The organism is Archangium primigenium (assembly GCF_016904885.1).
Taxonomy (GTDB): Bacteria; Myxococcota; Myxococcia; order Myxococcales; family Myxococcaceae; genus Cystobacter; species Cystobacter primigenius.
Genome location: NZ_JADWYI010000001.1, coordinates 3,467,048 through 3,492,738, shown reverse-complemented (window position 1 = coordinate 3,492,738; position 25,691 = coordinate 3,467,048). Strand labels below are relative to the sequence as shown.

Annotated in this window: 24 protein-coding genes; 11 read left to right on the top strand and 13 right to left on the bottom strand. The window is 71.9% G+C overall.

All coding sequences use genetic code 11. The features are described from left to right. Positions 1–57 precede the first annotated feature (57 nt). Positions 58–615, top strand: a complete 558-nt coding sequence (yjjX, locus tag I3V78_RS14550) for an inosine/xanthosine triphosphatase (protein ID WP_204488282.1) — start codon at positions 58–60, stop codon at positions 613–615. A gap of 6 nt (positions 616–621) precedes the next feature. Here the strand turns inward: yjjX and I3V78_RS14545 are convergent, their stop codons facing one another. The 7 genes from I3V78_RS14545 to I3V78_RS14515 all read right to left on the bottom strand — a co-directional run bounded on the left by I3V78_RS14545 (position 622) and on the right by I3V78_RS14515 (position 7,905). Further along, positions 622–1,218, bottom strand: coding sequence for a hypothetical protein (locus I3V78_RS14545; RefSeq protein ID WP_204488280.1), 597 nt, complete (start codon positions 1,216–1,218; stop codon positions 622–624). 146 nt (positions 1,219–1,364) lie between these two features. After that, positions 1,365–2,147: an NAD-dependent epimerase/dehydratase family protein gene (locus I3V78_RS14540; protein WP_204488278.1), complete on the bottom strand. Its 783-nt coding sequence runs from the start codon at positions 2,145–2,147 to the stop codon at positions 1,365–1,367. After that, positions 2,144–3,190, bottom strand: a complete 1,047-nt coding sequence (locus tag I3V78_RS14535; RefSeq protein ID WP_204488276.1) for a phosphatase domain-containing protein — start codon at positions 3,188–3,190, stop codon at positions 2,144–2,146. Before I3V78_RS14535 ends, I3V78_RS14540 begins: the two co-directional genes overlap by 4 nt. Continuing rightward, positions 3,187–4,215 (bottom strand): phosphate acyltransferase PlsX, encoded by a 1,029-nt coding sequence (plsX, locus tag I3V78_RS14530; RefSeq protein WP_204488274.1) that lies wholly within the window; start codon positions 4,213–4,215, stop codon positions 3,187–3,189. Before plsX ends, I3V78_RS14535 begins: the two co-directional genes overlap by 4 nt. 80 nt (positions 4,216–4,295) lie before the next feature. After that, a complete protein-coding gene (gene gltC, locus I3V78_RS14525) occupies positions 4,296–6,206 on the bottom strand; it encodes an adventurous gliding motility protein GltC (RefSeq protein ID WP_204488272.1) in 1,911 nt (636 codons plus the stop codon). Further along, the gene (locus tag I3V78_RS14520; RefSeq protein WP_204488270.1) at positions 6,203–7,069 is read right to left on the bottom strand and encodes an outer membrane beta-barrel domain-containing protein; all 867 of its coding nucleotides are present in this window, start codon (positions 7,067–7,069) and stop codon (positions 6,203–6,205) included. Before I3V78_RS14520 ends, gltC begins: the two co-directional genes overlap by 4 nt. Then, the gene (locus tag I3V78_RS14515) at positions 7,066–7,905 is read right to left on the bottom strand and encodes an outer membrane beta-barrel domain-containing protein (protein ID WP_204488268.1); all 840 of its coding nucleotides are present in this window, start codon (positions 7,903–7,905) and stop codon (positions 7,066–7,068) included. The genes I3V78_RS14520 and I3V78_RS14515 overlap by 4 nt, the downstream gene beginning before the upstream one ends. A gap of 315 nt (positions 7,906–8,220) precedes the next feature. Between I3V78_RS14515 and cglC the strand changes: the two genes are divergently transcribed. The 5 genes from cglC (at position 8,221) to ybaK (ending at position 12,397) form a co-directional block, all read left to right on the top strand. Beyond that, positions 8,221–8,712 carry an adventurous gliding motility lipoprotein CglC gene (cglC, locus tag I3V78_RS14510; protein ID WP_338023577.1) on the top strand — a complete coding sequence of 164 codons (492 nt, stop codon included), beginning with the start codon at positions 8,221–8,223 and terminating at the stop codon, positions 8,710–8,712. Positions 8,713–8,788: 76 nt separating this feature from the next. Beyond that, the gene (locus I3V78_RS14505; RefSeq protein WP_204488264.1) at positions 8,789–10,174 is read left to right on the top strand and encodes a vWA domain-containing protein; all 1,386 of its coding nucleotides are present in this window, start codon (positions 8,789–8,791) and stop codon (positions 10,172–10,174) included. Between the two features lie 141 nt (positions 10,175–10,315). Further along, positions 10,316–10,777, top strand: coding sequence for a 5-(carboxyamino)imidazole ribonucleotide mutase (gene purE / locus I3V78_RS14500; RefSeq protein WP_204496630.1), 462 nt, complete (start codon positions 10,316–10,318; stop codon positions 10,775–10,777). Next, a complete protein-coding gene (purK, locus tag I3V78_RS14495; RefSeq protein ID WP_204488262.1) occupies positions 10,774–11,916 on the top strand; it encodes a 5-(carboxyamino)imidazole ribonucleotide synthase in 1,143 nt (380 codons plus the stop codon). The genes purE and purK overlap by 4 nt, the downstream gene beginning before the upstream one ends. 4 nt (positions 11,917–11,920) lie before the next feature. Continuing rightward, a complete protein-coding gene (gene ybaK / locus I3V78_RS14490) occupies positions 11,921–12,397 on the top strand; it encodes a Cys-tRNA(Pro) deacylase (RefSeq protein WP_204488259.1) in 477 nt (158 codons plus the stop codon). A gap of 6 nt (positions 12,398–12,403) precedes the next feature. On the opposite strand, the gene I3V78_RS14485 is transcribed toward ybaK, so the two are convergent. Further along, a complete protein-coding gene (locus tag I3V78_RS14485; protein ID WP_338023576.1) occupies positions 12,404–12,922 on the bottom strand; it encodes a DUF192 domain-containing protein in 519 nt (172 codons plus the stop codon). Continuing rightward, positions 12,919–13,314 (bottom strand): TIGR02266 family protein, encoded by a 396-nt coding sequence (locus I3V78_RS14480; RefSeq protein WP_204496628.1) that lies wholly within the window; start codon positions 13,312–13,314, stop codon positions 12,919–12,921. Before I3V78_RS14480 ends, I3V78_RS14485 begins: the two co-directional genes overlap by 4 nt. A 25-nt stretch (positions 13,315–13,339) precedes the next feature. Between I3V78_RS14480 and I3V78_RS14475 the strand changes: the two genes are divergently transcribed. Together I3V78_RS14475 and I3V78_RS14470 are read left to right on the top strand one after the other, a co-directional pair. Then, positions 13,340–15,694 (top strand): tetratricopeptide repeat protein, encoded by a 2,355-nt coding sequence (locus tag I3V78_RS14475; RefSeq protein ID WP_204488250.1) that lies wholly within the window; start codon positions 13,340–13,342, stop codon positions 15,692–15,694. A 75-nt stretch (positions 15,695–15,769) separates the two neighbouring features. Next, a complete protein-coding gene (locus tag I3V78_RS14470) occupies positions 15,770–16,237 on the top strand; it encodes a DUF4440 domain-containing protein (protein WP_204488248.1) in 468 nt (155 codons plus the stop codon). A gap of 22 nt (positions 16,238–16,259) precedes the next feature. On the opposite strand, the gene I3V78_RS14465 is transcribed toward I3V78_RS14470, so the two are convergent. Then, positions 16,260–17,231: a homoserine kinase gene (locus I3V78_RS14465; RefSeq protein WP_204488246.1), complete on the bottom strand. Its 972-nt coding sequence runs from the start codon at positions 17,229–17,231 to the stop codon at positions 16,260–16,262. Between the two features lie 141 nt (positions 17,232–17,372). On the opposite strand from I3V78_RS14465, the gene I3V78_RS14460 reads away from it, so the two are divergent. Continuing rightward, complete coding sequence (locus I3V78_RS14460; RefSeq protein ID WP_204488244.1) at positions 17,373–18,968, top strand: tetratricopeptide repeat protein; 1,596 nt, start codon at positions 17,373–17,375, stop codon at positions 18,966–18,968. Here I3V78_RS14460 and I3V78_RS14455 read toward each other — a convergent pair. The 3 genes from I3V78_RS14455 to I3V78_RS14445 are packed head-to-tail and all read right to left on the bottom strand — an operon-like array spanning position 18,965 to position 22,843. Beyond that, positions 18,965–19,456, bottom strand: coding sequence for a hypothetical protein (locus I3V78_RS14455; RefSeq protein ID WP_204488242.1), 492 nt, complete (start codon positions 19,454–19,456; stop codon positions 18,965–18,967). The genes I3V78_RS14460 and I3V78_RS14455 overlap by 4 nt on opposite strands. Then, positions 19,453–20,790, bottom strand: a complete 1,338-nt coding sequence (locus I3V78_RS14450; protein ID WP_204488240.1) for a cyclic nucleotide-binding domain-containing protein — start codon at positions 20,788–20,790, stop codon at positions 19,453–19,455. The genes I3V78_RS14455 and I3V78_RS14450 overlap by 4 nt, the downstream gene beginning before the upstream one ends. Positions 20,791–20,833: 43 nt before the next feature. Further along, positions 20,834–22,843 carry an FHA domain-containing protein gene (locus tag I3V78_RS14445; RefSeq protein ID WP_204488238.1) on the bottom strand — a complete coding sequence of 670 codons (2,010 nt, stop codon included), beginning with the start codon at positions 22,841–22,843 and terminating at the stop codon, positions 20,834–20,836. 225 nt (positions 22,844–23,068) lie between these two features. Between I3V78_RS14445 and I3V78_RS14440 the strand changes: the two genes are divergently transcribed. Together I3V78_RS14440 and I3V78_RS14435 are read left to right on the top strand one after the other, a co-directional pair. Continuing rightward, entirely contained in the window at positions 23,069–24,658 is a 1,590-nt protein-coding gene (locus tag I3V78_RS14440) for a sensor histidine kinase (protein ID WP_204488236.1), read from the top strand. A gap of 7 nt (positions 24,659–24,665) precedes the next feature. Continuing rightward, positions 24,666–25,679, top strand: coding sequence for a ParB/RepB/Spo0J family partition protein (locus I3V78_RS14435; protein ID WP_204488234.1), 1,014 nt, complete (start codon positions 24,666–24,668; stop codon positions 25,677–25,679). Positions 25,680–25,691 lie beyond the last annotated feature (12 nt).

Sequence of the window (25,691 nt, the reverse complement as noted above, 5' to 3'; positions counted from 1 at the left end):
CTGTCCCCGGCATATCTTCCGGGCTCCCGGCCCCGGCCCCGTGAGATGGTGCCCGCCATGTCCTTGCTCATCCTGGTCGGCTCGACCAACCCCGCCAAGACCGACGCCGTGAAGCACGTCTGTGAACAGGCCTTTCCGGGCTGCGGCGTGAGGGGCATCGACGTGCCCAGCGGCGTGCGGGCCCAGCCCATTGGAGAGCCGGAGACGGCCCTGGGGGCGCGCAACCGGGCCCGGGCGGCCCTGGCCTCGGACCCGGAGGCGCGCATGGCCCTGGGGCTCGAGGGGGGCCTGTCCGAGGCCGGCGAGCTCATCAACTGCGTCGTCCTGGTGGCCCGCGACGGCCGGGAGAACGTCACCTGGGGGGTGCGCTTCCCCCTGCCCCCGGCCATCGCCGCCCGCTCGCTGGGCGGCGAGGAGCTGGGCACGGTGATGGACGAGGTGTCCGGCCTCACCGGCAGCAAACGCAAGCTCGGCGCGGTGGGCATCCTCACCCAGGGGCTCTACACCCGCGCGGAGATGTGGAAGGGGCCCGTGGCCTGCGTCCTCATGCCCTGGCTCCACCCGGAGCTCTATGGCGTGCCCGCGGCGCCCGGAGACGGCTCCCGGACGGCGTGAGGCGGCTCAGGGCGTGGGCTCGTCGTACGCCACGACCTCGGGGGGCGTGGCGCTGGTGAAGAAGTCCGGCCAGGTGGCGACATACTGCCCGCCCCCGCCCGTCTCCCCGGGAATGACGCCGTGCTTGGAGCCCCTCACTTCCAGGGTGGTGCCATCCGGCAGCAGCTCGAGCACCCCGCTGTAGACGTAGCCCGCATAGGACGGGTTGAGGGCGCCGAGGCTCGCGGCCCGCAGGACGGAGAGGCTCAGGGGGTCCACGTGCCGCAACTGCACGAAGACCGCGGCGGAGCCGCTCGGGGTCGCCCGGGAGGTGAAGCCCACCGCCACCCCCTCCTCGGTGACGAGCAGCGACAGCGCGGAGCCCTGGTACGAGGTGCCGAGCACGACACTCGCGCCCCCGGCGGCGCACCCCGGCGCGTCCTCGCGGGTGAGGACGATCTCCGTGAGCGGGGGGAAGCCCCCGGGTCGCGTGCGCGGGGAGAGCTGGAAGGTACAGCCCCCGGCGGTGGCGCGCAGGGGCGAGAGCGCCTCGGCCGAGGCCTCCTGTCCGGCGAGCAGCGCGAGGGGAACCAACACCGGGGCGGCGAGTGTCACGAGTCGCATGCGGCCTCTCCAGGGAATGGGAGGCCCGTGCGTGCGCTGGAATTCCGCGTGCCCGACATTCCACGGCATGAGACGTCCCCCCATGAAACAAGGTAGGGGCGCCGGGGTCCGAGTCCAATCGTCCCCCGGCGCCTCTGCTCACCGGTTCACGGGAGGGTCGGCAGGCGCGCGCGCAGCGAGGGCAGGACCACCCGGTCATCGACCATGCGCTGGTCGAAGACGAAGTGTTCGCTGGGCTCCACCCGCCAGGGGCTTGCCCGCGTGTCATTCAGCGCGCGGACGATGTCGTGGAAGCTCCAGCGCTCGTTGGCATCCAGCAGGTAGAGCCCCGGCTCCGTCCACACGAGCGCCAGCAGCGCGCGCACCGTGTCGTCCAGGAAGGCACAGGCGGGAAACCACCGGGTGCTCGCCTCCACGAAGCCGCGCTCGCGCGCCTGCGCCTCCAGCGAGGCCAGCATGGTGTTGCCCTCGGGCCGGGGATCGATCTGCCAGCCCAGCCGCGCCACGCGCGCCTCGGGGTTCTGCTGGAAGACCCGCTCCTCGGCCCGCCGCTTCTCGTAGCCGTAGCCCTCGGCGGCGTCCGGCACCGAGTCCACCGTGAAGGGGCCTCCGGCGCGCGGGGTGAACACCATGGTCGTGCTGGTGAACACGAAGCGCACGCCCACCTGGCGGCAGATCCACGCCAGCTCGCTCGTCCACTCGTAGTTGACGAGCCAGGACTCGTTCGGGCGCCCCGTGGGCCGCGACGCCGTGGCCAGGTGGAAGAGCACGTCCGGCGCCACCTCGCGCACGAAGCGCTCCATGGCCCAGTAGTCGTCCACCGGCACGCGCTCGCGGGGCCAGCGCACCACCTCCACGCCCTGGCGCGTCAGGTCCTCGCACAGCCGCGCGCCGATGGTGCCATGGGCACCCGTGACCAGGGCCTTCATGTGGGCGGGGCGACCTTGCGGCCCTTGTGCGTGCGGGGCAGCGCGTGGTGGAGCAGGCCCAGGTAGTCCACCGCGCGCACCGTGGGCGGCGGGGGCTGGGTGCCCAGCGCGGCGAGCCGCTTGGTGAAGGCCGAGAGGATGTCCGGCATGGGCCGCAGCGCCTGGAGCAGCGCGTTGGGCCCCTCGAGCGCCTGCACGAGCGCCGCCGCCGCCTGTTGCAGGGGCAGCCCCCGGCGCAGCAGGTCCTGGAAGGAGTTGGACAGGGTGATGATGTTGTGGCCGGCCGTCTGCACCATCTCCACGGCGATCTTGATGACCTGGGGGGCCGTCAGGTGGCCATCCGCCAGGAGCACCAGGGCGGCCTGGAAGTAGTTGAAGATGGGCACCACACGCGGCCCGTAGTCGGCGAAGTGCGCCGGGGGCGTGAGCCGGTCCAGGTGGATGAAGATGCGCCGGACGGGGTCGGACACGGGGATCTTCTTCCAGGCGGTGAGCACCCGCTGGGCCTCGTCCGGGTACACCGCCGCCTGCTCGAGGATCTGCCCGAGCACCCGCTCGTCCACGCGGCCGGCGATCATGTCCGCGTAGAGCGAGTAGATGAAGGCATCCGCCTCGGCGTCGTCCCCGAAGAGCACCTCCTCGGCCTCGACGGGCGCCAGGGCGCGGCTCTCCAGGATGGCGGGCAGCTTGTAGCCCACCTGCCCGCGCAGCGCCCGGAAGCGGCCGCGCATGAGGTTGCCCACGTTGTCCTTGAGGACGAACTCGTCCCACACCACCCCGTCCAGCTTGAGCTTCTCCTCCAGCACCGAGCGCAACTGCCGCGGGCTGCCGGACACGATGCACAGGCGCGAGTCACCGGCGCTCGCCAGCTCGCGGATGAGCGCCGAGGCCCCCGGCACCGCCTGCTTCTCGTGGGCCTTCTGGAAGGCCGTGCGCAAGAGGTCGCGGAACGAGTCGAACTCGGTCTGCAGGTACGTCTTGTCCAGGTCCCAGCGGTAGATGCGCCGCGGGGGTGGTGGGTCGATGCGATCCGGAAGGCTCACCGGGCGAGACCCTGCTGGATGGTCTTGCCGAGCTCGTTGGCCGCCGCCTTGGCCGCCACCTTGCCCGCGTTGGCGATGGCGCGCGCCTGCGAGCGGCCATGCGCCTTGATGAAGATGCGATCGAAGCCCAGCACCGGCGCCCCGCCGTACTGCTCCCAGTCGGTGATGTCCTTGATGCGCTGGATGCCGCCGGAGAGCATGGCGAGCCCCGCGCGCCAGCGCAGGCTCTCCTTGTGGGCGTACTGGGCGAGCTCCACCACGGTCTCGTGCACGCCCTCGAGCATCTTGAGGCACACGTTGCCCACGTAGCCGTCCGTCACCACCACGTCGGCGGTGCCCTTGGGGATGTCCACGCCCTCCACGTTGCCGATGAAGCGCATGCCGGGCAGGCCCCCGAGCCGCGCATGGGCCTCCACCACGTGGCGCGGCCCCTTGGTGGGCTCGGTGCCGTTGGACAGGAGCGCCACCTTGGGCTGCTCGTTGCGCGAGATGATGCGCGCGTAGGCCGCCCCCATCACCGCGAACGTCACCAGGTCGTCCGCGGTGGCCTCCACCGTGGCCCCCACGTCGAGGATGAGCGAGAACGGATCCTCCTTCTCGCCGCGGCGGATGCGCGTGGGGTACACGGCCGCGAGCGCCGCGCGCCGCACGCCGGGCAAGAGCTGGAAGTGCCGGGCACACGCGAGCACGCACGCGCCGGTGTGGCCCGCGGACACGAGCGCGTCCGCCTCGCCCTCGGCCACGAGCCGCGCCGCCACGGACACCGAGGCATCGGGCTTCTTGGCCAGCGCCTCGCCGGGCTTCTCGTCCATGGCGATGAACGTGGAGGCGTGCTGCACGGAGATGCGCTCGCCACTGTGGCGCGCCTGCGCGAGCGCGTCGTCGATGACGGCCCGGTCGCCCACCAGGAGCGCGTGGATGTGGGGGGACTCCAGCGAGAGCTGCGCGGCGCCCCGGACGATTTCCGCGGGGCCGTGATCGCTCCCCATCACGTCGAAGGCGATGGTGACGGGTTTGTGGGCCATGGGGGCGCTACCTTAGCGCAGGAGGAAGAAACGAGAAGGGCCGGATCCCCCGAGAGGATCCGGCCCCGGGGAGGCGCGGGTCAGTTCGCCTCGCTCGTCTGCAGGGTGCGGTTGGCCGTATCGCGCTGGATGCAGCCCTTGGTCAGCGTGTACTGGTAGGTGCCCAGCTCGTCACGCCAGTACTCGCCCTCGTAGGGCCAGTAGAGCTGATCGTCCGCCACGGCCACCGAGTACCGGTACTTCTTGACGATGGAGACCTGGCCGCCCGCCTTGAGCTGCTCCTCCAGGAACTCCTTCTCCTTGGTCACCGTCTCGAACTTGATGCGCAGGCCGTTGGCGAGCAGCTGCTTGAGCGCGCCGAGCTCCGTCTCCAGCTTGCCCTTGGCCATGATGCCGGCCTTCTCGATGAGCGAGGAGCGCTGCACCTTGAGCTCCTCGAGCAGCTGCTTGGACAGCTCGGAGTAGGCGAACGTGTCGCCCTTCTCGCGAAACGCGTCCATCTCCCCTTCCAGCTCGAGGATGGACTCGTTGGTCTTCTTGAGGTCCTGATCCGTGAGGGCCAGGCGGAGAATCCGCTCGAGGATGATGTCCGTGTCGCTCTTGTTGCCGCCCTCCTTGTTCTTCTTCTGCACGTCGGCGAGCACGCCGTAGTACTCGCCCGAGTCCATCTGCTTCTTGGTGATGAGCTCGAGCTGATCGTGCACGGGCAGGTAGGTGCGCTCGAAGTCCTGGAGGATGACGCTCGACTCGCGGTAGCGGCAGTTCTCGTAGTAGATGACCGCCTTGAGGATCATCGCCTCCGGGAAGTACTCCTCGCGGAAGAAGGGCGAGGAGAGCGTGATGAGGTTGCCGAGCGCCTGCTCGTACTGGCCCACGCGGTAGTTGGCCCAGCTGGACTCGAACATCGCCTCCAGCCACTGCGACGTGCCGCGCTCCACCTTGTTGAAGTAGAAGAGCGCGTAGCGGTTCTGCTGCATGCCGTAGTGCGTGCGGCCCAGCTGCATGAACGCCAGCTCGCGCAGCTTCTGGTTCACCGCGATCTGCTCGGCGTCCAGGCCGGTCGTCGAGCGGGTGACGCGGATGACCTCCTTCATGGAGTCGATGGCGCCCAGGGTGTTGAGGTCCGTGCGGCGCGCGGCGGCGCTGCCCGCGCGGTTGCCGAAGCGGAAGAAGGCCAGGCCCTCGAGGAACTTGGCGCGCGGGTAGAAGACGTCCGTCTTGGGGATGAGCAGCACGAGGCGCTTGACCTCGTTGAAGCTCTTGTCCGCGTCCTGGTGGCGCTCCACGTCATCCAGCGCCTTGCCGCGCACGAAGTGGTAGCGCGCCAGCAGGTAGTGGAACTCGCTGCGGAAGCGCTCGGGGAACTCCACGTTCGCGTAGCGCGCCAGCTCGTCCAGGATGACCGTCTCGTTCTTCGTCTTGCGGCTGATGAAGAAGAGCCACTCCAGGCTCGTGCGGAAGAACTTGGTGTCCGGTCCCACCGCGAGGATCTTCGAGAACTGGCTGAGCGACGAGTGGTACAGGCCCATGCGGTAGAGGGCCTTGGCGAGCACGTAGCGCGCCTCCATGTGCAGACCGACGAGCTTCGTGTCCTCGATCATCTCGTAGGCGCTCATGGCCGCCCGGTCGTACTCCTCGTTCTTGAAGAGCGAGATGGCCACCTCCAGCCGCTGGCGGTCTCCGCTCTTGCCGGACACGTCCACCGCGTCGAAGGACATGGTGGGCGCGGCCTGGGTGGGCGCGGGCGCGTCCGAGGTGAGGTCCAGGCCCATGCCGCCGGAGGGCGCGTTGGAGGCGGGCGCCTGAGGAGCGGCGTCCTGGGTGTTCTCCTCGGTGTCCGTGGCCTTCTTGCCCCGCGAGGGCTTCTTCGCGGGCTTCTTCTTGGGTTGGGACAGGTCCAGGCCCTCGAAGCTCTGGGCCAGGGAGGGAGCGGCCCACGTCAGCGTGAGCCCGAGGGACGCGAGGCAGAGGGGCTTGAGCAGGCGTTTCATGGCTGAGTGGGGGCGTTGGGGAAGAAGAAGGACATGCCCAGCTCGAAGAGCAGCTGGTTGCGCAGCGTGGTGGTCGGGTTGACCGCCTGCTCCACGTAGATGAGGTCGCGGAACTCCGTGCGCACCGTCATCCAACGGTTGACGAAGAAGCGCATTCCGACGCCCACGTTTCCACCCACGGTGAACGTGTTGGCGGCCGGGGCCCGGTACTGCACCGCGCTCACGCCGGCGATGCCGTACAGGTCGAAGTGCAGGAACTTCTCGGCCAGCAGCGACATCTTTCCGTAGATGGGCGCCCACTGCACGTCCACGCCGCCCAGCAGGTTGATCTGCCCGGGCGCCTGGCCGTTGAGTTCGTCGAAGGTGGGCCGACGGCAGCCGCGGGTGGTGGTGCCTCCCTCGTCACTGAAGGTGCAGATCTGCGCGGCGCCCGCCACCGTGGGCAGCGCGTAGCCCGCGCGCAGGCTCAGGCCCAGCGTCTCCGTGGCGTGGTAGGTGAGGGCCGCGCCGAAGATGTACTTGGTGAAGAAGGCGTCCTTGATGGAGAAGGTCGCCGAGGGGCTGATCTCCAGGCGGCCGTTCTTGAGGAACAGGTGGCCGGACACGGGCTGCACGCGCTCGCGCAGCGGGCCCATGCGGTCCTTGTCCACTTCCGACACGTCACCGGCTTCCTGCTCGGCCGAGCCGCCCAGGGCGGCGTTGGTGACCGCGGAGGTGGCGGGCCGGGGCGCGGCCGTGGCCGGAGGCTTGGGCGCGGTGGCCGCGGGCGCGGGCGCCGCGGCGGGCGCGGGCGTCGGGGTCTGGGCCAGGGCGGACACGGGCCCCAGGGCGAGTGCCAGCGCCAGATGCAGGGCGGTCCTCATTCGGCCTCCCGTCCGGTCGACTTGAGCGGGAAGAAGATGGAGATGCCGGCGTTGAGCGTCATGAGGTTCTGGGTGGCGCCCTTGGTGGTGCCCGCGGGCTGGTCCACGTAGGACGTATTGATGAGGGCCACGTTGACGGCGAAGAAGTCGCGCACGACGAAGCGCATGCCCAGGCCCAGGTCGGCCGCGGGGCTCGGGCCCCGGCCCTCCAGGCTGGACACTTCCGTGTGCACCACGCCCAGGCCCGCGAGCAGGTAGGCGTCGAAGTGGAGGATGGAGTTGAGGAAGGCCACCTTGCCGTAGAGCGGGCTCCACTCGGCGTCCCCCATGGCGGACCACTGGGGCACCGAATAGAAGATGCGGCTCTGGAAGGCGCGCTTGGCGATGCGCACGTCGTCCTCGGGAATCACCTGCATGACCGACACCCGGGCGGCGATGGCCAGCGTGTCCGCCAGGTAGTAGGCGCCTCGCACCGCGGTGCCGACCTTGGTGTAGTACGGGTCGTTCACCGACAGGGTGATGAAGGGCGCCAGCTCGAAGCGGTGCTTCTTGAGGTACACCTTGCGCTGCACGCTCTTGACGCGGTCGTCGAGCGTCACGTCGCGCTCGGCGGGCGTGAGCGTCTCGGCGGGTGGGGCCTCCGTGAGGGACGAGGGCAGCGGGGGCGGCTCCTCGAACGTCTCTTCCGCGGGCGGCTCCGCGGTCGTGGTTTCTTCCTGGGGCTTCTTGTCACCGCTCAGATCGAGTCCGAGCCCCGTGTCATTCTGGTTCTGGGCAAGTGCCGGTGCTGCTGGCGCGAGGCACAACGCGAGCAGGATGGCCTGGAGGCGAGTCACTTCCGGAAGCTCCGTGTCATTTAGGGGCGTCGGCCCACCGACTGGATTCGGAATCGGAGGCGGTTACAAGCGCGCATCCTATCCGCCACGCTCGCGGCCCATCAACCGAACAAAGTACCTCTCGCCTCCTGTCTATCCGTTGGTGGGCGCTCGGCATGCCCGCAGTCTGTCCCCTCGGTATTGTTGCAAAGGGGGTGTCCGCGCGTGCCCGGCAGTGGACAGCCCCCCCCGCTCGGGGCGGTTGGCGGTCCGGAGCGCTGTGCTACGGTGGCCGCTCACGCAGTCGCTTCCCGGTGACGGATACGGGTGAGGTGCATGTCGATGTTTGCGCGTCTGGCTCTTCTGATGGGTGCCGCCCTGCTGTGCGGCGGGTGCGAGGTGCCTTCCGAGGTGGGCAAGCCCTGCCTGCTGGTCAAGAAGTCCTCCTCGCCCGACCGGAAGTTCGACCCCGTGGTCCCGGCCGACGTGCAGCTCGACCAGGACTTCGTCTCCTTTGGATCCCAGGACTGCGAGGACCTCATCTGCGTGCGCAGCGCCGGCCCCACCCTGGAGACGACCCCCGAGGGCGACATCGTCCGCGTGCTGGGCTACTGCAGCAAGGCGTGTGCCGGTGAGGGCGCCGCGAGCACCTGCGCCGTCAACCACCCGGACGCCAAGCCCGAGGTGAAGGCGAACATGGCCTGCCAGTCCCTGCTGCTCGACCAGCAGGCGCTCAACGACTTCCGCACGAGCGACCCGGTCGGCTACCGCGCCACCTTCGGGGAGAACGTCTCGCCGTACTTCTGCGCCGCCTCGACCAACGGCTAGGACGAACGGCCAGAACTTTTCCGCGCGCCGTGCGTGCACAGCGGGGCTGCTCGTCCTGAAGTAGGAGCCCCCTGTCATGAACAAGACGGTCGCCCTCGTCTCGCTGGCCGCCACGCTCGCCGTGGCCGCCGTGCTCTGGGGTCTGCCCCGGGGCCCCGAGCCCCTCCCCCTCCCCCCGCCCCCGGTGAGCACCGGCTCGGGGGCCCTGACGATGACGGCGCGGCTGTCCCACCCCGCCATCCTCCCCGGCCAGAACGAGGTGTTCGTCACGGTGGACGTCACCGGCGTGGAGGTGCCCGGCGCCACGCGCTCCCCGGTCAACCTGGCGCTCGTCATCGACCGCTCGTCCTCCATGAGCGGCTACAAGCTGCAACAGGCCCGGCAGGCGGCGCGCCACCTCGTGGGACAGCTCGGTCCGGACGACCGGCTCGCCCTGGTGCACTACGGCTCGGACGTGCAGAGCCTGCCGAGCCTCGCGACCACGCCCGCCAACCGCGAGCGGATGCTCCAGTACATCGACGGCATCTGGGATGACGGGGGCACCAACATCGGCGCGGGCCTGCAGACGGGCCGCGCGCGCGTGGCCGAGGCCCGGACCCCGAACTCCATCAACCGCCTCATCCTCTTGAGCGACGGCCAGCCCACCGAGGGCATCGTCGAGACGGCGGACCTCACCCGGCTCGTGCGCGACATCCGCGCCGAGGGCATCACCGTGAGCGCCATCGGCGTGGGCACGGACTTCAACGAGGACCTGATGCAGGGCTTCGCCGAGTACGGGGCGGGCGCCTACGGCTTCCTGGAGGACGCGGGCCAGCTCGCCTCGCTCTTCCAGCGCGACCTGCGCCAGGCGAGCACCAGCGTGGCGCGCGACGTGCGCCTCTCCTTCACCCTGCCGGAGGCCGTGCGGCTCGAGGAGGTGCTCGGCTACCGCGTCCAGCAGGAGGGCCGCCAGGTGACGGTGTCGCTGCCGGACTTCTCCTCGGGCCAGACGGAGCGCGTGGTGGCGCGCGTCACCGTGTCGGCCGGGTCGGAGGGCGCCCTGGACGTGTCCGGCGTGGCGCTCGCGTACCAGGACCTGCGCGCGGGCGCGCCCGCGCGCCACGACACCCGGCTCCAGGCCCACGTCACGTCCCGGCCGCAGGAGGTGACGGCGCGCCAGGACAAGGACGCCACGGTGTACGCGACGCGCGCCCTGAGCGCCCAGAACCTCGAGCGGGCGGCGGAGGCCATGAGCGCGGGCCGCCGGGAGGAGGCCAAGGGCTACGTGATGCAGAACCAGGCGCTCTTCCGGCGGGCGGGCAGCGTGGCGAGCCCCGCGGCGGTGGCCGCGGACCTCGCCGAGCAGGAGGAGGTGCTGCGCGACTACGAGGGGGCCGACGACGCCGAGACGGTGGGCGCCGCCGTCAAGCGCACGAAGACCAAGAGCCTCAAGGGCTTCGGGCGCCTGGGCTCCACGTACTGAGTCCCTCACTCGCGGTACTTCCGGGTTGACCGGCGGGGCCCCCCACCCTATCTCCGCCTGTTTCCCGTCCCCCCCGGACTCCTCCGGAGGCGAACAGGAGGCACGGCGTTGAGCACGGAATCACCCTGGGTGGGCGTCATCATGGGCGGCAAGAGCGACTTGGAGCACCTGCGCCCCGGCATCGACGTGCTCAAGGACCTGGGCATCCCGCATGAGGTGCGGGTGGTGTCCGCCCACCGCACCCCGGACTGGATGATCGAGTACGCCCAGACGGCCGAGTCCCGGGGCCTGTCCGTCATCATCGCGGCGGCGGGCGGCGCGGCCCACCTGCCCGGCATGGTGGCCAGCAAGACGCTGCTGCCCGTGCTGGGCGTGCCCATTCCGGCCACGGTGCTCAACGGCTTCGATGCCCTGCTGTCCATCGTGCAGATGCCCAAGGGCGTGCCCGTGGGCACCATGGCCATCGGCAAGCCCGGCGCCATCAACGCCGCCCTGTACGCGGCCGCCATCCTGTCGCTCAAGCACCCGGAACTGCGCGCCCGGCTCGGGGCCTGGCGTCAGGCCCGGACGAACGAGGTCCTCGCGGACCGGGAACTCTCATGAACACGCGCACGGTGCTGCCCGGCGGCACGATTGGCATCCTCGGGGGCGGCCAGCTCGGGCGGATGATGGCCCTGTCCGCGCGCACGCTCGGCTATCAGGTCCAGGCGTTGGATCCGGATCCCGCCTGCTCGTCCCGCTTCGTGGTGGACCAGTGCTACACGGCCGACTTCACACAGGTGGACGAGGCCCGGCGGCTCGCGCGCGCCAGCGACGTGGTGACGCTGGAGATCGAGAAGATTCCCCTGACCACGCTCCGGGCCGTGGCCGAGCACGCCCCGCTGCGGCCGGGCGCGTCCGTGCTCGAGGTGGTGCAGCACCGCGGGCGTCAGCGCGCCTGGCTCGCCCGGCACGCCTTTCCCCAGGGCCCCTGGCGCCAGGTGGACACCGAGGCGGAGCTGGCCGGCGCGATCGACGCCCTGGGGGGCCGCTGCTTCGTGAAGGCGTGCGAGGGCGGCTATGACGGCCGCGGCCAGTTCCCGGTGAAGTCCAGCGCCGAGGCCGCCGAGGCCTGGCGCGAGTTGGGCCAGCGCCCCGTGGTGGTGGAGGCCGCCCTGGACCTGCAGGCCGAGCTGTCCGTGCTGGTGGCGCGCTCGCCCCGGGGCGAGGTGGCCGTCTACCCGCCCGCCTACAACCACCACGAGGAGCGCATCCTCGACTGGTCCCTCTTGCCCGGGCAGGTGCCGCCCGCGGTGAGCGCCCAGGCGATGGAGCTCGCGCGCGCCATGGCCACCGCGCTCGAGGTGGAGGGCCTGCTGGTGGTGGAGCTGTTCCTGCTCGGAGACGGGCGCGTGCTCGTCAACGAACTCGCTCCCCGCCCCCACAACAGCTTCCACGCCACCGAGGTCGCCTGCCTCACCAGCCAGTTCGAGCAGGCGGTGCGCGCGGTGTGCAACCTGCCCCTGGGCTCGGTGGAGGTGGTGCGGCCCGCGGCGATCGTCAACCTGCTCGGAGACCTGTGGCTGCGCGAGGGCGGGCCCCGGTTCGAGGCCGTGCTCGCCATGCCCGGCGTGCGGCTGCACCTGTACGGCAAGCGCGAGGCGCGCAAGGGCCGCAAGATGGGGCACCTGTCCGCCGTGGGCACCACCCCCGAGGAGGCCCTCGCCCGCATCAAGGCCGCCCGCGAGGCCATGGGAGCCTGACGCCATGAAGACCAACGCGGCGCGCATCCTCGACTCGCTCGGCGTGGCGTACACGCTGCGCGACTATGACGTGGACCTGGAGGACCTGTCCGCCGAGACCGTCGCCGCCAAGGTGGGCATGCCCCCCGAGCAGGTCTTCAAGACGCTCGTGGCGCGGGGGGACCGCACCGGGGTGCTCATGGCCGTGGTGCCGGGCAACGGGGAGCTGGATCTCAAGGCGCTCGCGCGGCTGAGCGGCGACCGCAAGGTGGACACCGTGCCCCTCAAGGAGTTGCAGCCCCTCACCGGCTACATCCGCGGAGGCTGCACGGCCATCGGGGGCAAGAAGGACTACCCGGTGTTCGTGGACGAGACCGTGGAGCTGTTCGACGCCATCGCCGTGTCCGCCGGCGTGCGCGGCACGCAGATCGTCCTCGCTCCCGCCGACTACCTGCGCGTCACCCGGGCCCGGGTGGGCCCCATCTCGCGCGACAAGGCGTGAGGCCGCTCAGGGCGTCACGCGGATGCGCTCCAGGCCCACGAAGCGCGCGCTGGCGCCGCGCTTGATGCCGTGCTGCTGGCACCACCCGCCGGGCACCTCGAGCACGTAGCGGCTCGGCACGCCCACCTGGCGCCGCACGAGCGAGTGGGGCACGGCGTTCTCCACCACGCCCACGACACGCCCGGCCGCGTTGATGAAGACGAGATCCAACGGGATGAGCGTGTTGCGCATCCAGAAGGCCAGCACCTCTTCCGGGCCGGGGAAGATGAAGAGCATGCCCTGCCCCAGGGGCAGGCTCTCGCGCCACATGAGGCCGCGCGTGCGCGCGTCGGACGTGGCGGCCACCTCCGCGTCCACCTCGTGCACGCCGCCCTTTCCGTCCTCGACCAACACCCTCGCCCGGGGCAACTTGGGCACCACCGCGTCCTCCGCCGTTACGTCGTCCGAATCCGTCCACGCGGGCGCCACCGTGGGCCCGAGCGCGAGCACGGCCACGAGCACCCGCGCCCAACCGCCCCCGCTCACTCCACCAGGAGCTGCTTGTTGAGCAGCTTCTCGGTGAGCTGCGTGCCCAGGCTGTCCGCCATGAGCCGCTCCACCACGCCCTCGAACTCGCCGCGCTGGCGCTCGTCGTTGTAGATGAAGCGGATGCCCATGCCGGGCTCCTCCGCGTCACCCTGGCTCCAGACCACCTCGCCGAGCAGCTCGAAGGGACGATCCCGCTGGGGCACGGTCAGCTTGAACAGGAAGCGCGTGCCGATGGGCAGCGGCTTCTTCGTCTTGATGAACGTTCCCCCCTTGGAGATGTTCTTCGTGTAGTCGGCGAAGAACGAGTTGAGCTTCTTGTAGTCCACCTTCAACTCGATGGGCGCGCGCGTGAATTGGCGGCTGTCCGCCCCTGTCTTCTGTTCGGCCATGCGCGGAGGAGTATAGGAGAAGGTCATGCGGCAAGTCCTCATTCGTGCCAGGAACCTCCTGCGGCGCCCCGCGCCCGGGCTCTCCGCCGGGCTGCTCGCCCTGGGGGGCTCCGCCCTCGTCTTCCTGCCCCTCTTCGGCGTGCCCGGCCTGGAACTGGGCCTCGCCCTGAGCATCGGCGTGGGGCTGTTGGGCGGGGGGCTGGGCGTGGCCTCGGTCCACCAGGAGCGCCGCCTGCTCACCAGCCAGGAGGCCGGGCCTCCCCCACCGCCCCGGGAGGGGGCTTCGCTGCGGCTCGCCTGGAGCGCCCTGGCGCCCGCCCTGCTGGTGAACCTGGCGGTGCTCGTGCCGCCCTTCCTCGCCGCCACCCTCTATGCGTGGCTCGGCACGCAGTGCGACCCCTTCGCCCTGGTGGCCTTCTACCCGCTGCTCGCCGTGCCCTCGGCGGGGCTCGCCTCGGCGGTGGGGGTCTTCTCTGGCTTCGCCACCCAGCGGGCCGGGCGCGGGGTGGCGCTCTACCTGGGCCTCGTGGCCGTGTCGCTGTGCGTCACGGTGGCCCCCATCGTCTTCGGGCCCCAGGTCTTCGCCTTCAACCCGTTCCTCGGCTACCTGCCGGGCCCCATTTATGACGAGGTGCTCAGCGTCTCGCCGGCGCTCCTGTGGTTTCGCGTGGAGACGCTCCTGCTGCTGGTGGGGGTGCACGCGCTCACCGTGGAGTGCCTGGACACGACCCGGGCGCGGCTCGGTCGGCCCCGGCCGCGCGGGGGGGCCCTGGTGCTCCTCGGGCTCGTGTTCGGGGCGGTGCTGCTCCTGGAGGTGAACGCCCCGGCCCTGGGCCTGCGGATGACGGACGCCACGCTGCGCGAGCGGCTCGGGGGCGAGCGCCAGACGGAGCACTTCGACTTCATCTACCCACGCGGCATGCCCCGCGAGGACGTGGAGCGGTGGGCGCGGGACCTGGAGTTCCGCCACGCCCAGCTCGCGGGCTTCCTCGGGGGCGCGCCCGAGGGCCGCATCCGCGTGTGGCTCTACCGCACGGACGAGGAGAAGCAGCGGCTGGTGGGCGCGGGCCGCACCCAGTACGCCAAGCCCTGGCGCCTGGAGCTGCACATCAACGGGCGGGACTACCCCCACCCCACGCTCAAGCACGAGCTGGCGCACGTGATGGCGGCGCCCTGGGGCTCGGGGCCCTTCCGCGTCACCACGCGCTTCGGGCTCTGGCCGCTCATGGGCGTCATCGAGGGCATGGCGGTGGCGGCGGACAACCCCGTGCAGGGCGAGCTCACCCTGGACGAGTGGGCCGCGGGCATGCGCCGGCAGCAACTGGCGCCGGACGTGCGCAAGCTCGTGGGCCCCGAGGGCTTCTACCAGTCGGCGCCCGCGCGCGCGTACACGCTCGTGGGCTCCTTCCTGCGCTACCTCGCGGACACCCACGGCGCGGAGAAGCTGCGCGCGCTCTACGCCCACGCGGACTTCCAGGCCGCGTATGGCCGCTCCCTGGACGCGCTCGCCACCGAGTGGGAGCGGCACCTGGACGCGCTGCCCCTGGACGAGGCCACCGTCAGCCGCGCCTTCCAGCGCTTTCGCACCGGCAGCCTCTTCGCGCGCGCGTGCGCCCGCGAGGTGGCGCGGCTGCAGGACGAGGCCCGGCAGTTGCTCGCCAGCGAGCCCGAGCGCGCCCTCACCGTGTACGAGCGCGCCGCCCGGCTCCAGCCCCAGGAGCCCTCGTTCCTGCTCGGCCAGGCCCAGGCCCTGGAGCGCCTGGAGCGGCCCGACGAGGCCGCCGCGGTGCTCGAGCGGCTGGCCGGCACGGTGAAGGAGCAGCCGGCGATGCGGGCCGAGGTGGCGCTCGCCCAGGCGGACGTGGCGGCCCGAAGCGGACGGACCGGCCCGGCGCGCGCCTTCCTCGACGAGGTGCTCTCGCTCACGCCCAGCCCCGAGGTGACGCGCACCGCCCAGGTGAAGCTCGCCGCGCTGGACTCGCCCGTGCGCGACGCGCTCCAGGGCTACTTCCAGGAGGAGGCCGAGGAATTGCGCCTGCTGCGGCTGTCCACCGCGCTCCAGACGGCGCCCCAGGACGTCTACCTCCACTACCTGCTCGGCCGCCGGCTCGTGCAGGTGGGCGCGCCCCGGCTCGCGCTCGGACACCTCACGCGCGCGATCGAGGGCCAGCCCCCCGACGCCATCCGCCGCGAGGCCCGGCGGCTGCAAATCCAGGCGGCCTACCTCGGCGGGGACTGCGGCGGCGTGCGGCACCTGGCCGGCAGCGCCCCCGGGGACACCACCGCCCAGCGCGCCCTGAGCGCCGAGTGGCTCGAGCGCTGTGAGTTCGACACGCGGCGCTTCGGCGGGCCCCTGGTGCCCCGCGACGCTTTCCGCTAGACGCGGCGGACAGAGCGGCACGGGGAATGCATTTCCCCGCGCGCGGTTGCCCCCTTCCACGGAGACCCCATCCTCATGATCGTCCGTTCATTGCTTGTCTGTGCCCTGCTGGTGCTGTCGGCCTGTGGGCCCCACTTCATCCCGGGCACGCAGATCGCCGACACCCGGGACTCCCGCGCCATCCTGGATGTGATGGAGCGCTACCGCTCGGCCGTGGAGGCGCGCGATGCCAAGGCCATCCAGGCGCTGGTGTCCAAGTCCTTCCGCGACAACGCCGGCACCGAGGATCCCGCGGACGATCTCACCGCGGAGAACCTCGGCCGGGTGCTGCCGCAGATGTTCGCCCGGATGGACGCGCCCCAGGTGAACCTGGAGATCCGCCGGGTGGACATCAAGCCGGACGGCATGGCGCAGGTCATCTACTACTGGAGCACGAACTGGCGCGCGCCGAGCCTGCTGGACAAGACCCAGCGCGACTCGGAGCTGGAGCAGATGGTGCTGCAGAAGGAAGACGGCGACTGGCGCATCGTCACCGGCATCTGAGCGGCCCGGCCCCGCGCGCGCTCTACAGACCCACGAGCGCGCGCAGGCCCTCGGGCCCCATCTGATTCAACAGGCGCGCCCGGGCCAGGTAGGTGCGGAAGTCCTTGGGTGCCAATTTGTCAGGCGGCAGGTCGGACAGGTGGAAGTCGCGGATGCGGCTGGCCGTGTAGCGCACCGCCCCGAAGAGCGCGTGGCCAAAGAGGTGCGTGCGCTCCAGCGGCACGAGCGCGCGCTCCACCTGGTAGCCACGCAGCAGCGCCCGGCACAGCTCCGGCCGGTAGGCGCCCGCCTCGAAGCACCACGCGTTGAGGGTGATGGCCACGTCCAGCCCCAGGGCGTCCTGGCACGCCATCTCGAAGTCGAAGACGGCGCTCACCCGCTCGCCCAGCCACTTCACGTTGTCCAGGAAGATGTCCGCGTGGATGACGCCGCGGGGCTCCAGGCCGCCGCGCGAGGCGTCCGCGCGCGCGAGGTACCCTTGCAGCTCACGCGCGATGGCGCCCAGCTCCGTGTCGGGGTGACGCGCGAGCCCCTCCAGCCAGCCGGCGACCACGGTGCTGCCATAGGGGTTGGCGCGCGCGCCCACGTAGGCGTCGCCCAGGCGGTGCAGCTTGCCCAGCTCCAGGCCCAGGGACTCCAGGTGCTCGGCGGTGAGCGTCTCGCGCGTGAGCTCCTCGCCCACGAGCCACGCGAAGACACACACCCGGCCGCCCTCCAGCTCCAGGAAGGGCTGGCCCTCGCGCGTGTGGACGAGCCGGGGCGAGGGGTAGTGGGCGGCGTTGAGCAGCGCGAGCAGCCCGGCCTCGAAGCCCAGGTCCTCCGCCGAGCGCACCGTGGTGTGGCGCACGAAGAAGCGGCCCGCGCTCGTCACCAGCCGGAAGTTGGAGTTGATGGAGCCCTGGGGAATGCCCGCGAACTCGCGCACGGAGCCCAGCCCGTAGGCCTCCGCCAGCCGCTGGAAGGCCGACGCGTCGAGCGAGGTGTAGAGGGCCATCGGATGTCGTCTCCCCGGCACATGGGCCGTCCTGGAGGCCCTCCCACCTTGCCGGAGCAAGCGGGCGTGCCTACCTACGAGCCGCCCATCGTGTCACCCCCAACCCGCTGAAACCATTCATATTCTCAGGGAGGCCCCTCCATGGCCGCGTCGAATGCGAACTCCGGCGGACCGCGGGATTGGCGCAAACGGGAGAGTCCCCTGAGCGCGCTCGCGCAGGTGGGGCTCGTGGCCCTGGTGCTCGCGGGCGTGGTGGCGTGGGTGGTGCACCGCGGCGGCGTGCGGCGCGAGGTGGACACGCGCCTCAAGGCGGCGCGCGCGCTCGCCCAACAGGACAACCCGGCGGATCTCCAACGCGCCCTGGGCGAGCTGGACGCCCTGCTCCAACTGGACGCGAACGCCAAGGAGGCGCTGGCGCTGGCGGCGGACGTGAATGCCCGGCTGTGGCTGGAGCACCAGCGGGCCGAGGCCCAGGCCCCGGCGCGGGCGAACCTGGCGCGGGCCCAGGCCCTGGATGCGCGCTCGGGCGAGCGCTACGCCACCCACGCGTGGGTGCTGCTGGCCGACGGCAAGGCCCCGGCCGCCGCCACCTTCCTCGCGGAGCTCCAGCGCCAGGGCGCCAAGAGCCCCAAGCTGTCGCTCGTCGAGGCGCGGCTGCTGCAGGCCACCGGGCGGCTGACCGAGGCGCGGCAGGCCTTCGCGCGGGCGCACGAGGTGGCCTGGCGCGAGCCGCGCTACGCGGTGGCCCGGGGCGAGGCCCTGCTCGACGAGGGGCTGTACGTCCAGGCCCTCGAGGTGCTCAAGAAGGCCGCGTCCGCCCACCCCGAGCACCTGCGCGCGCGCCTGTCGCTGGCGCTCGCCCGGCTCTACCTGGATCAGGGACGCGACGAGGCCGCCCGGACGGTGGAGGCCGCGCTCGGCCAGCCCGAGGCCCTCACGCCGGCGCTCACGGCGCGCCTGCACACCGTGCGGGCCGCGCTCGCGCTCGCCGAGGGCCAGACCGACGCGGCGCGCGCCGCCGCCGATCAGGCCCTGGCGGCGTCCCCCGAGGAGCTCCATGCCCTGCTCCTGCGCGCCCAGGCCCTGGCGCGGGGCAAGGACACCGAGACCCGCGCCGCCTTCGAGGCCGCGGTGGCCCGGCGGCGCACCGCGCCCCTGCCCTACCTGGAGGGCGCGCGGAGGCTCCAGGAGTTGGGTGACGGGGAAGGCGCGCTGGCGCTGCTGGACGCCTACGAGGCCACCTTCCGCGACGTGCGGGTGACGTCGGCGGCGGGCAAGACGTCGGGCGCGCTGGAGCGGGACGACCGCTACTGGCTCGCGCGGGGACACGTGCTGGAGGCGCTCACCCACCCCGAGGAGGCCCTGGTGGCGTATGACCGGGCCCTGGCCGTCCAGGGGCTGCACCAGGCCCGCGCGCAGTACGCCAAGGCGACCCTGCTGCTCGCCCGCGGAGACGCCCCGGGGGCCCAACCGCTGCTCTCGGAGCTGGCGCCGGAGAACGGCCAGGGCACGATGCCCGAGGCCTACGAGGCCCTGGGCCGGCTGTTCTTCCTCCAGGGGGACTTCTCCCAGGGCTGTCAGCGGCACTACCTCGGCCTGAGCCGGGCCCGGCAGCAGGGCGTGCCCCTGGAGGCGCTGCGGCGCCAGGCCCAGGACGTGGAGCGGCGGCTGACGGAGGCGCGGCAGGCCGCCATGGCCCGCACGTGGCACACCGAGGCGGAGACGCTGCTGCGCTAGAACAGCTCGCCCGGGCTCATGTTGCGGTGCCGGGCCTCCACGGCGCGCCACTCCCCATCCGCTTCCTTCTGGAAGGCGCCCTCGATGAGGTAGGCGCTGAGCACGCTGTCGCGCGCGAGCGTCTCCAGCGTGTCCGACTGCGAGCGGCCGAAGATGATCTTCACCCGCACGTCCCCGCGCGAGGGCGACACCTCGGTGACCTGCAGGTCCTTGACGAACACGCGCACCCAGGTGCCGCGCAGCACCTGGCCGAGCAGCACGCTCTTGAGCTGCTGCTTGTTCCACCCCTCGCCCGAGGCGAAGGACTCGGACACGCCGTCCATCAGCTCGGCCATGTCCTTGCGCTCGGCCGCGTCGGTCATCTGGACGATGCGCTGGGTGATGGCCTCCTTCACCCCCGGCTCCTCGCGGGGCCAGAGCGCCAACACCAGGCCCGCGGCCACGAGCGCCACCACCACGCCCAACACCTGACCTCGCGTGAGCATCATGAGGCGGCCTGTCCGTCCGTCTCCAGCAGCTCGTCCGCGTCGAGGATCTCCGCGGGGCGCAGGGCCTCGCCGATCTGCTTGAGCCGGCGGTCGGACAGCTGCTCCAGGTACTTCTGGATGTGCGGGTAGGCCTTCACCAGCTCATGGAAGGACGCGCGCGCGAGGAACGCCGTGGCCGTCTTGCGCGAGGACACCACCGTGGCCGTGGCGCGCAGGCCCGTGAGCAGGGAGATCTCCCCGGCCACCTCCCCCTCGCGCAGCACGCCCAGGCGCACGGTGCCGCCCTCCGGGTCCTCCTTCTGCACCACCAGCTCCCCGGCGAGCACGAGGAACAGGCCCGGGGAGTGCTCGCCCTCCACCAGCACCTGCTCGCCGGGCTGCAGGGCCCGGAAGGCGAAGCGCTGGAAGAGCGCGGCGCGCTCGGACTCGGGCATGGGCTGGAACAGGGGCGAGGTGGCGGTGAGGTTGCGCTCCATGCGCTTGTGCGCGAACTGGGCGAGCACCTGCGGCAGCGAGGGGTGGTTCTTGGCCACGGCGTTGAAGTGCTCGCGGCGCAGCTCGAACACCTCCATGTCCACCACGGCCGTCACCGTGGCGGTGGGGGGCGTGCCGGTGAGCAGCGACAGCTCGCCGAAGATGGAGCCGCCGCCGAGGAAGCCCAGCGTGCGGTCCTCGCCGGCCACCTTGCGCGTCACCTCGGCCTTGCCCGCGACGATGACGTCCAGGCAGTCCGCGGAGCCGCCCTCGGCCGTCACCACCTCCTCGGCCTTGATGGCGCGGTAGCCCATGCGCGTGACCAGGTCGATGAAGACGTCCAGCTCCAGGTCGGCGAACAGCGGCAGGGGCGGCCGATCGTTCGGGTTGGCCGAGCCTCCCGGGTCCGGCGCGGCGAGCACCTCGATGGCGCGGTCGCTCAGCTCCTCGCCCGACATGCCCATGAGATCCGTCTCCACCTTGCCGTCGAAGAGCGTCTCGGGGGGCAGGGGCGGCGGCACCGAGGCGCGGCCCGCGGCGCTGCGCGAGGCGCGGGCATGCAGCCGCACGAGCGTGTCGCGCAGGCGCCGCTCCTGGGGGGCCAGCTCCAGCCCCAGCTTGCAGGCGGCCATGGCGGACAGCAGGTAGTCGCGCCGCAGCAGGCCCTCGGCGCAGGCGTGATAGACGGTGACGGCGCGCTCGCGCTCGCCCAGCTCCGCCAGACAGCGGGCCGCCAGCATGCGCGCGCGGTGGTCCGCGGGAACCCGGCGCACCGCCTCGGCGAACACCGCCAGGGCGCGCTCGAATTGACGGTCCTCCAGCAGATCCAGCCCCAGCTCCCGCAGCGATGACTCGTTCATCCCACTCCTCCCGGATTGCGAGCCACCACCCTACCGCACCCGGCTAGGGCACCACCTCTTGAAGTTGCGCGTCCGCCCGGCTCTTCACGTCCGAGCCCTCCGGGGCCAGCCGGGAAATCATCCGGAACGTCTCCAGCGAGCGCTCCGGGTCCCGATCGCGCTGCATGTAGGCCTGCCGGAACGCCGTCTCCAGCCGGTCCTGCACCCCGTCCAGGCCCGCCTGGGCGGCGGAGTCCCCCGGGTTGAGGCGCAGCGCTTCCTTGAAGAAGCCCGCCGCGCCCTCCAGCTCGTTGCGTCCCAGGGCGGCCTTGCCCGCCACCACGGAGGTGCGCGCGAGCTGGGTGTTCATGGTCTCCGCCAGCGATCCCACGAAGCCGATGCGCCGGTACAGGTCGGACGCCGTGCGCAGGGGACGCGCCGCGGCCTCCAGCGAGTTGGCCGCCAGCTTGCGCTGGGCGTCCTGGTAGTAGCGCGAGAACTCGGGGATGAGCTTCTTGAGCTCGCGGGCCCGGTCGCGGATCTCCTTGTCGGCCGCGTTGTTCTCGATGACCCGGTCACACTCGAGCGCCGCGCGCGAGTAGTCGCCGGACTCGAAGCGCTGCTGCACGGTGCCGAAGGCGGCGACGATGAACGCCGCGCGCTGCTCCTGGGCCCGGCGCGCCGCGGCGGCCCGCTGGTTGCGGTCCCGGGTGGCCGAGTCCGTGGCCTCCTGGGCGAGTTGGTCCTCCAGCTCCGCCACCCGGCCCAGGTACGTCACCTGCTGGTCCACGGGCAGCTGGGCGATGAGCGCCCGCGCCGTCTTGGGGTCGCGTGCCTCCAGGGCCGCCTCCACCTGGCGGATCGCATGGGTGAGCCGTGCCTCGGCGATCTCGGTCTCCAGCTTCGCGCGCGTCTCCTCGGTGCTCTGCGCGGTGCCGTGGGGCGTGGCGTCCAGGAGGCGCGCCGCGTCGTCGAACTGGCCCTGGTTGAGCAGGGTGCGGATCCGCGCGAACGCCTCCACCACGGCCAGCTCCGCGCGCGCCGCCTGCAGGAAGCCATCCGTGCTCACGCCCGGAAAGAGCGTGTCCGCCTGGGTGGCCAGGTCCACCGCCTCCGCGTAGTCCCCCGCGCGGAAGGCCGCGCGCGCCTCCTGCAACAGGTTCTGCGCCCGGAGCTTCTTGGCGCTCTGGGGAGGAGGCGGGGGCGGGCCGCGCTTGATGAAGAGCGTGCCCAGGCCGATGAGCGCGAGCACCACCACCAGCACGCCCGCCACCATCAGGCGCATGGGATCGTTCTTGCCCGCCGCGCGCCGGGGAATGTCCCGCAGCGCCCGCACCTGGGTCTGCCCGTCCGTGCCCGGCACCGGGGTGCCCATCTTCACCGTGGAGGGGTCCTGCGCGCCGGCGGCCTCCGCGGCGGCGGCCTCGGCCGCGGCCTTGGCGACGGCCTCTTCCTCCGCCTTGCGCGCGGCCTCGGCGGCCTCCTGCGCGTCGCGCTCCGCCTGCGCGTCCTCCTCCTTCTGCTTGCGCTCGGCCTCCTCCACCGCCTGGCGCTTGAGCTTGATGCGCTCCAGCTCGTCGATGAAGCGCAGCTTCGTGCGGCCAATGTGGATGACGTCCCCGTGCTTGAGCAGCACGTCCTCCACGCGCTCGTCGTTCACCCGGGTGCCGTTGCCGCTCACCAGGTCACGCAGCATCACCCCGCTCGCGCCCCCGTAGACCAGCTCCACGTGCCGGCGCGACACCGACTGGTCCTCGAGCATGAAGTCGCAGTCCTGCCCCCGGCCAATCACCATGCGCACGCCCTGGAAGCGCTTGCGCCGGCCCTGGTTGGGCCCCTCGATGATCTCCATCGTCAGCGGAGGGCCGGCCCGCGTGGACTCCGAGTTGTCGTCCTGCAGCTCCGACTCGTCGAAGTCCTCGTCACCGCCCTCCCCCGCCTCCGGATACCGCGGCTCCTCCTCCTCGGCCGTCGGCGCGCGCAGCGCCGAGCGGATGCGGGTGTTGTCCTGCGACTCGTGTCCCTGGGCGTCGGATGAGGGTCTACGGGAGGGCGGGCGGCTGGGGGGAGGCATGCGGCCTCGCATCTTACGTTGGCGAACCTCCCTTGGGTGCAACCCCGCCATGACGCGACGCATCATCCCCGGCGGCACGCGTCCGGACGGTCGGGTTGGCCACCAGTCCACACCCGGGGGGGATGGGGCTCGACACGGCGCAACAAGGGGATGACTCCCATCGTGCGATGCGGAAGCATGAGGTGTCTGGCACCGGCAGTTCCTCCCTCGCACGAGCCCGAATCCATGAGCGCACCGTCGTCCCCGTCGACCCTGGACTTCCAGGCCCTCTTCGAGGCGGGATCCGCGGCCTGCCTCGTCCTCACCCCCCGCTTCGACATCGTCGCCACGAGCAACGCCTACCTGCGCGCCGTGCGCATGCGCCGCGAGCAGCTCGTGGGCCGCAACGTCTTCGAGGTGTTCTGGGGCGAGTCGGCCGAGCAGGACACCGCCTCGGTGGCCGTGCATCTGCGCGCCTCGCTCGAGCGCGTGCTGCGCACCCGGGAGCCGGACGTCATGGACGTGCAGCGCTACAACATTCCCCGGCCCGAGGCCGAGGGCGGCGGCGTCGAGGAGCGCTACTGGAGCCCGCGCAACACCCCCATCCTCGACGCCGCGGGCCAGCTGCTCTACGTGGTGCACCAGGTGGAGGACGTGACGCGCTTCACCCGGCGGGATCTCCCCGCCGGATCGACGGACCCCACCGAGCCCCCCCGGCGCCTCGGGCGGCTGCTGCTCGTGGACGACGACGCGGACATGCGCGGCTATGTGCACCGGGTGCTGGCCCAGGAGTTCGAGGTGGAGGACGTGGAGGACGGCCAGGCGGCGCTGGAGTCGGCCCTGGCCCGTCCGCCGGACCTGGTGCTCACCGACGTGATGATGCCGCGCCTGGACGGGGTGGGCCTGCTGCGGGCCCTGCGCAGCGCCAGCCCCACCCAGCACCTGCCCATCCTCCTGCTGTCCGCGCGCGCCGGCGAGCAGTCCATGCTCGAGGCCCTGGACGCCGGAGCGGACGACTACCTCGTCAAGCCCTTCTCCGCCCAGGAGCTGCTGGCCCGGGTGCGCTCCAACCTGGAGCTGGTGCGCATGCGCCGCGAGGTGACGCGCGAGCGCGCCCACCGGGAGAACCTGGCCGAGGCCATCCAGGCCCGGGACGACTTCCTGTCCGTGGCCTCGCACGAGCTGCGCACGCCCCTGGCCACCTTCCAGCTGCACCTGGACATCGCCGAGCGGGGCCTGCGCGAGAGCGCGCAGCACCAAGCCGTGGAGCGGCTCGTGCGGGCCCGGCGCTTCGTGCGTCGGCTCGCCTCGCTCGTGGACCTGATGCTCGACGTGTCGCAGATCACCAGCGGGCAGCTCTCGCTCGCGCGCACGCCCGTGGACCTGGCCGAGCTGCTCGGAGAGACCCTCCCCCTGGCCGAGGAGGAGGCGCGGCGCGCGGGCACGGAGTTCTCGGTGCGCATGGAGGGCCCCGCCCGGGGGGACTTCGACGCGCCCCGGCTCTCGCAGGTCTTCCACCACCTGATGTCCAACGCGCTCAAGTTCGGCGCGGGGCGCACCGTGGAGGTGCGGCTGCGCGGCGGCGACGGCCAGGCCCGCCTGGACTTCGTGGACCACGGCCTGGGCATCCGCCCCGAGGACAAGGCCCGCATCTTCGAGCGCTTCGAGCGCGCCGTGTCCGCCCGCAACTATGGCGGCCTGGGCCTGGGGCTCTGGGTGGCGCGCGAGGTGGTGGAGGCGCACGCGGGCCGCATCGAGGTCTCCGACACCCCGGGGGGCGGCACCACCTTCCACATCATCCTTCCCCTGGCACCCGCCCCTTCCGCCGAGAGGTAGCCCGACCATGGCCGCGAAGACGCCGCGCAAGAAGACCGCCAGCAAGACCGCCAGCAAGACCGCCAGCACCGCGCCGCGCAAGCCCCGGCGCAAGAAGGCCGAGCCGTCCTCGCGGGGCCTCACCCCCGCCGAGGTGGCCAGCGAGGCCCACGCGCCCGCGCCCGAGCTCGTCCAGGGGCTGCTGGAAGACGGGGCCCAGGTGCTCGGCCAGTACCGGGATCCGCTCGGCGGGCACACGGTGGTGTTCGCCGCCCTGCCCATCGACAAGGTGGAGCCCACGCCCTACCAGCGCGACGTGTCCGAGCCCCACGTCAAGCGGCTCGCCTCCGCCATGGAGCGGCTGGACCGCTTCCTCGACCCCATCATCGCCATCCGCAAGGAGGGCCGGTACTGGACGCCCAACGGCAACCACCGGCTCCAGGCCTCCAAGCTGCTCGGGGCGCGCACCATCATGGCCCTGGTCCTGCCCGAGGAGGACGTGGCCTATCAGATCCTCGCGCTCAACACGGAGAAGGCGCACAACCTCAAGGAGCGCTCGCTGGAGGTCATCCGCATGCTGCGCGGCCTGACGGGGGCGCGCACCGGCCGCGAGGTGGACTTCGGCCACCTGTTCGAGGAGCCCGCCTTCCTCACGCTCGGGGCCGCCTACGAGAAGCGGCCCCGCTTCTCCGGCGGCGCCTACCAGCCCTTCGTCAAGCGCGCCGAGTCCTTCCTCCCCCTGCCCCTCACCGAGGCCCTGGCGGAGCGCGAGGCGCGCGCGGACCGGCTCCTGGAGCTGGACGACGCCGTGGGCCACGTGGTGGAGGGGCTCAAGGCGCGCGGGCTGCAGAGCCCCTACCTCAAGAACTTCGTCGTGGCGCGCATCAACTTCCTGCGCTTCAAGAAGGAGGGCCCCGTCGAGTTCGACCCCACGGTGACGAAGCTGCTCGCCGCCGCGCGCCGCTTCAACCTGGACAAGGTCGACCGGGAGGACATCGGCCGGATGAGCGGCCCGCTCCTGGGCGGCGAGGAAACGGAATAGGGATTGCATGGC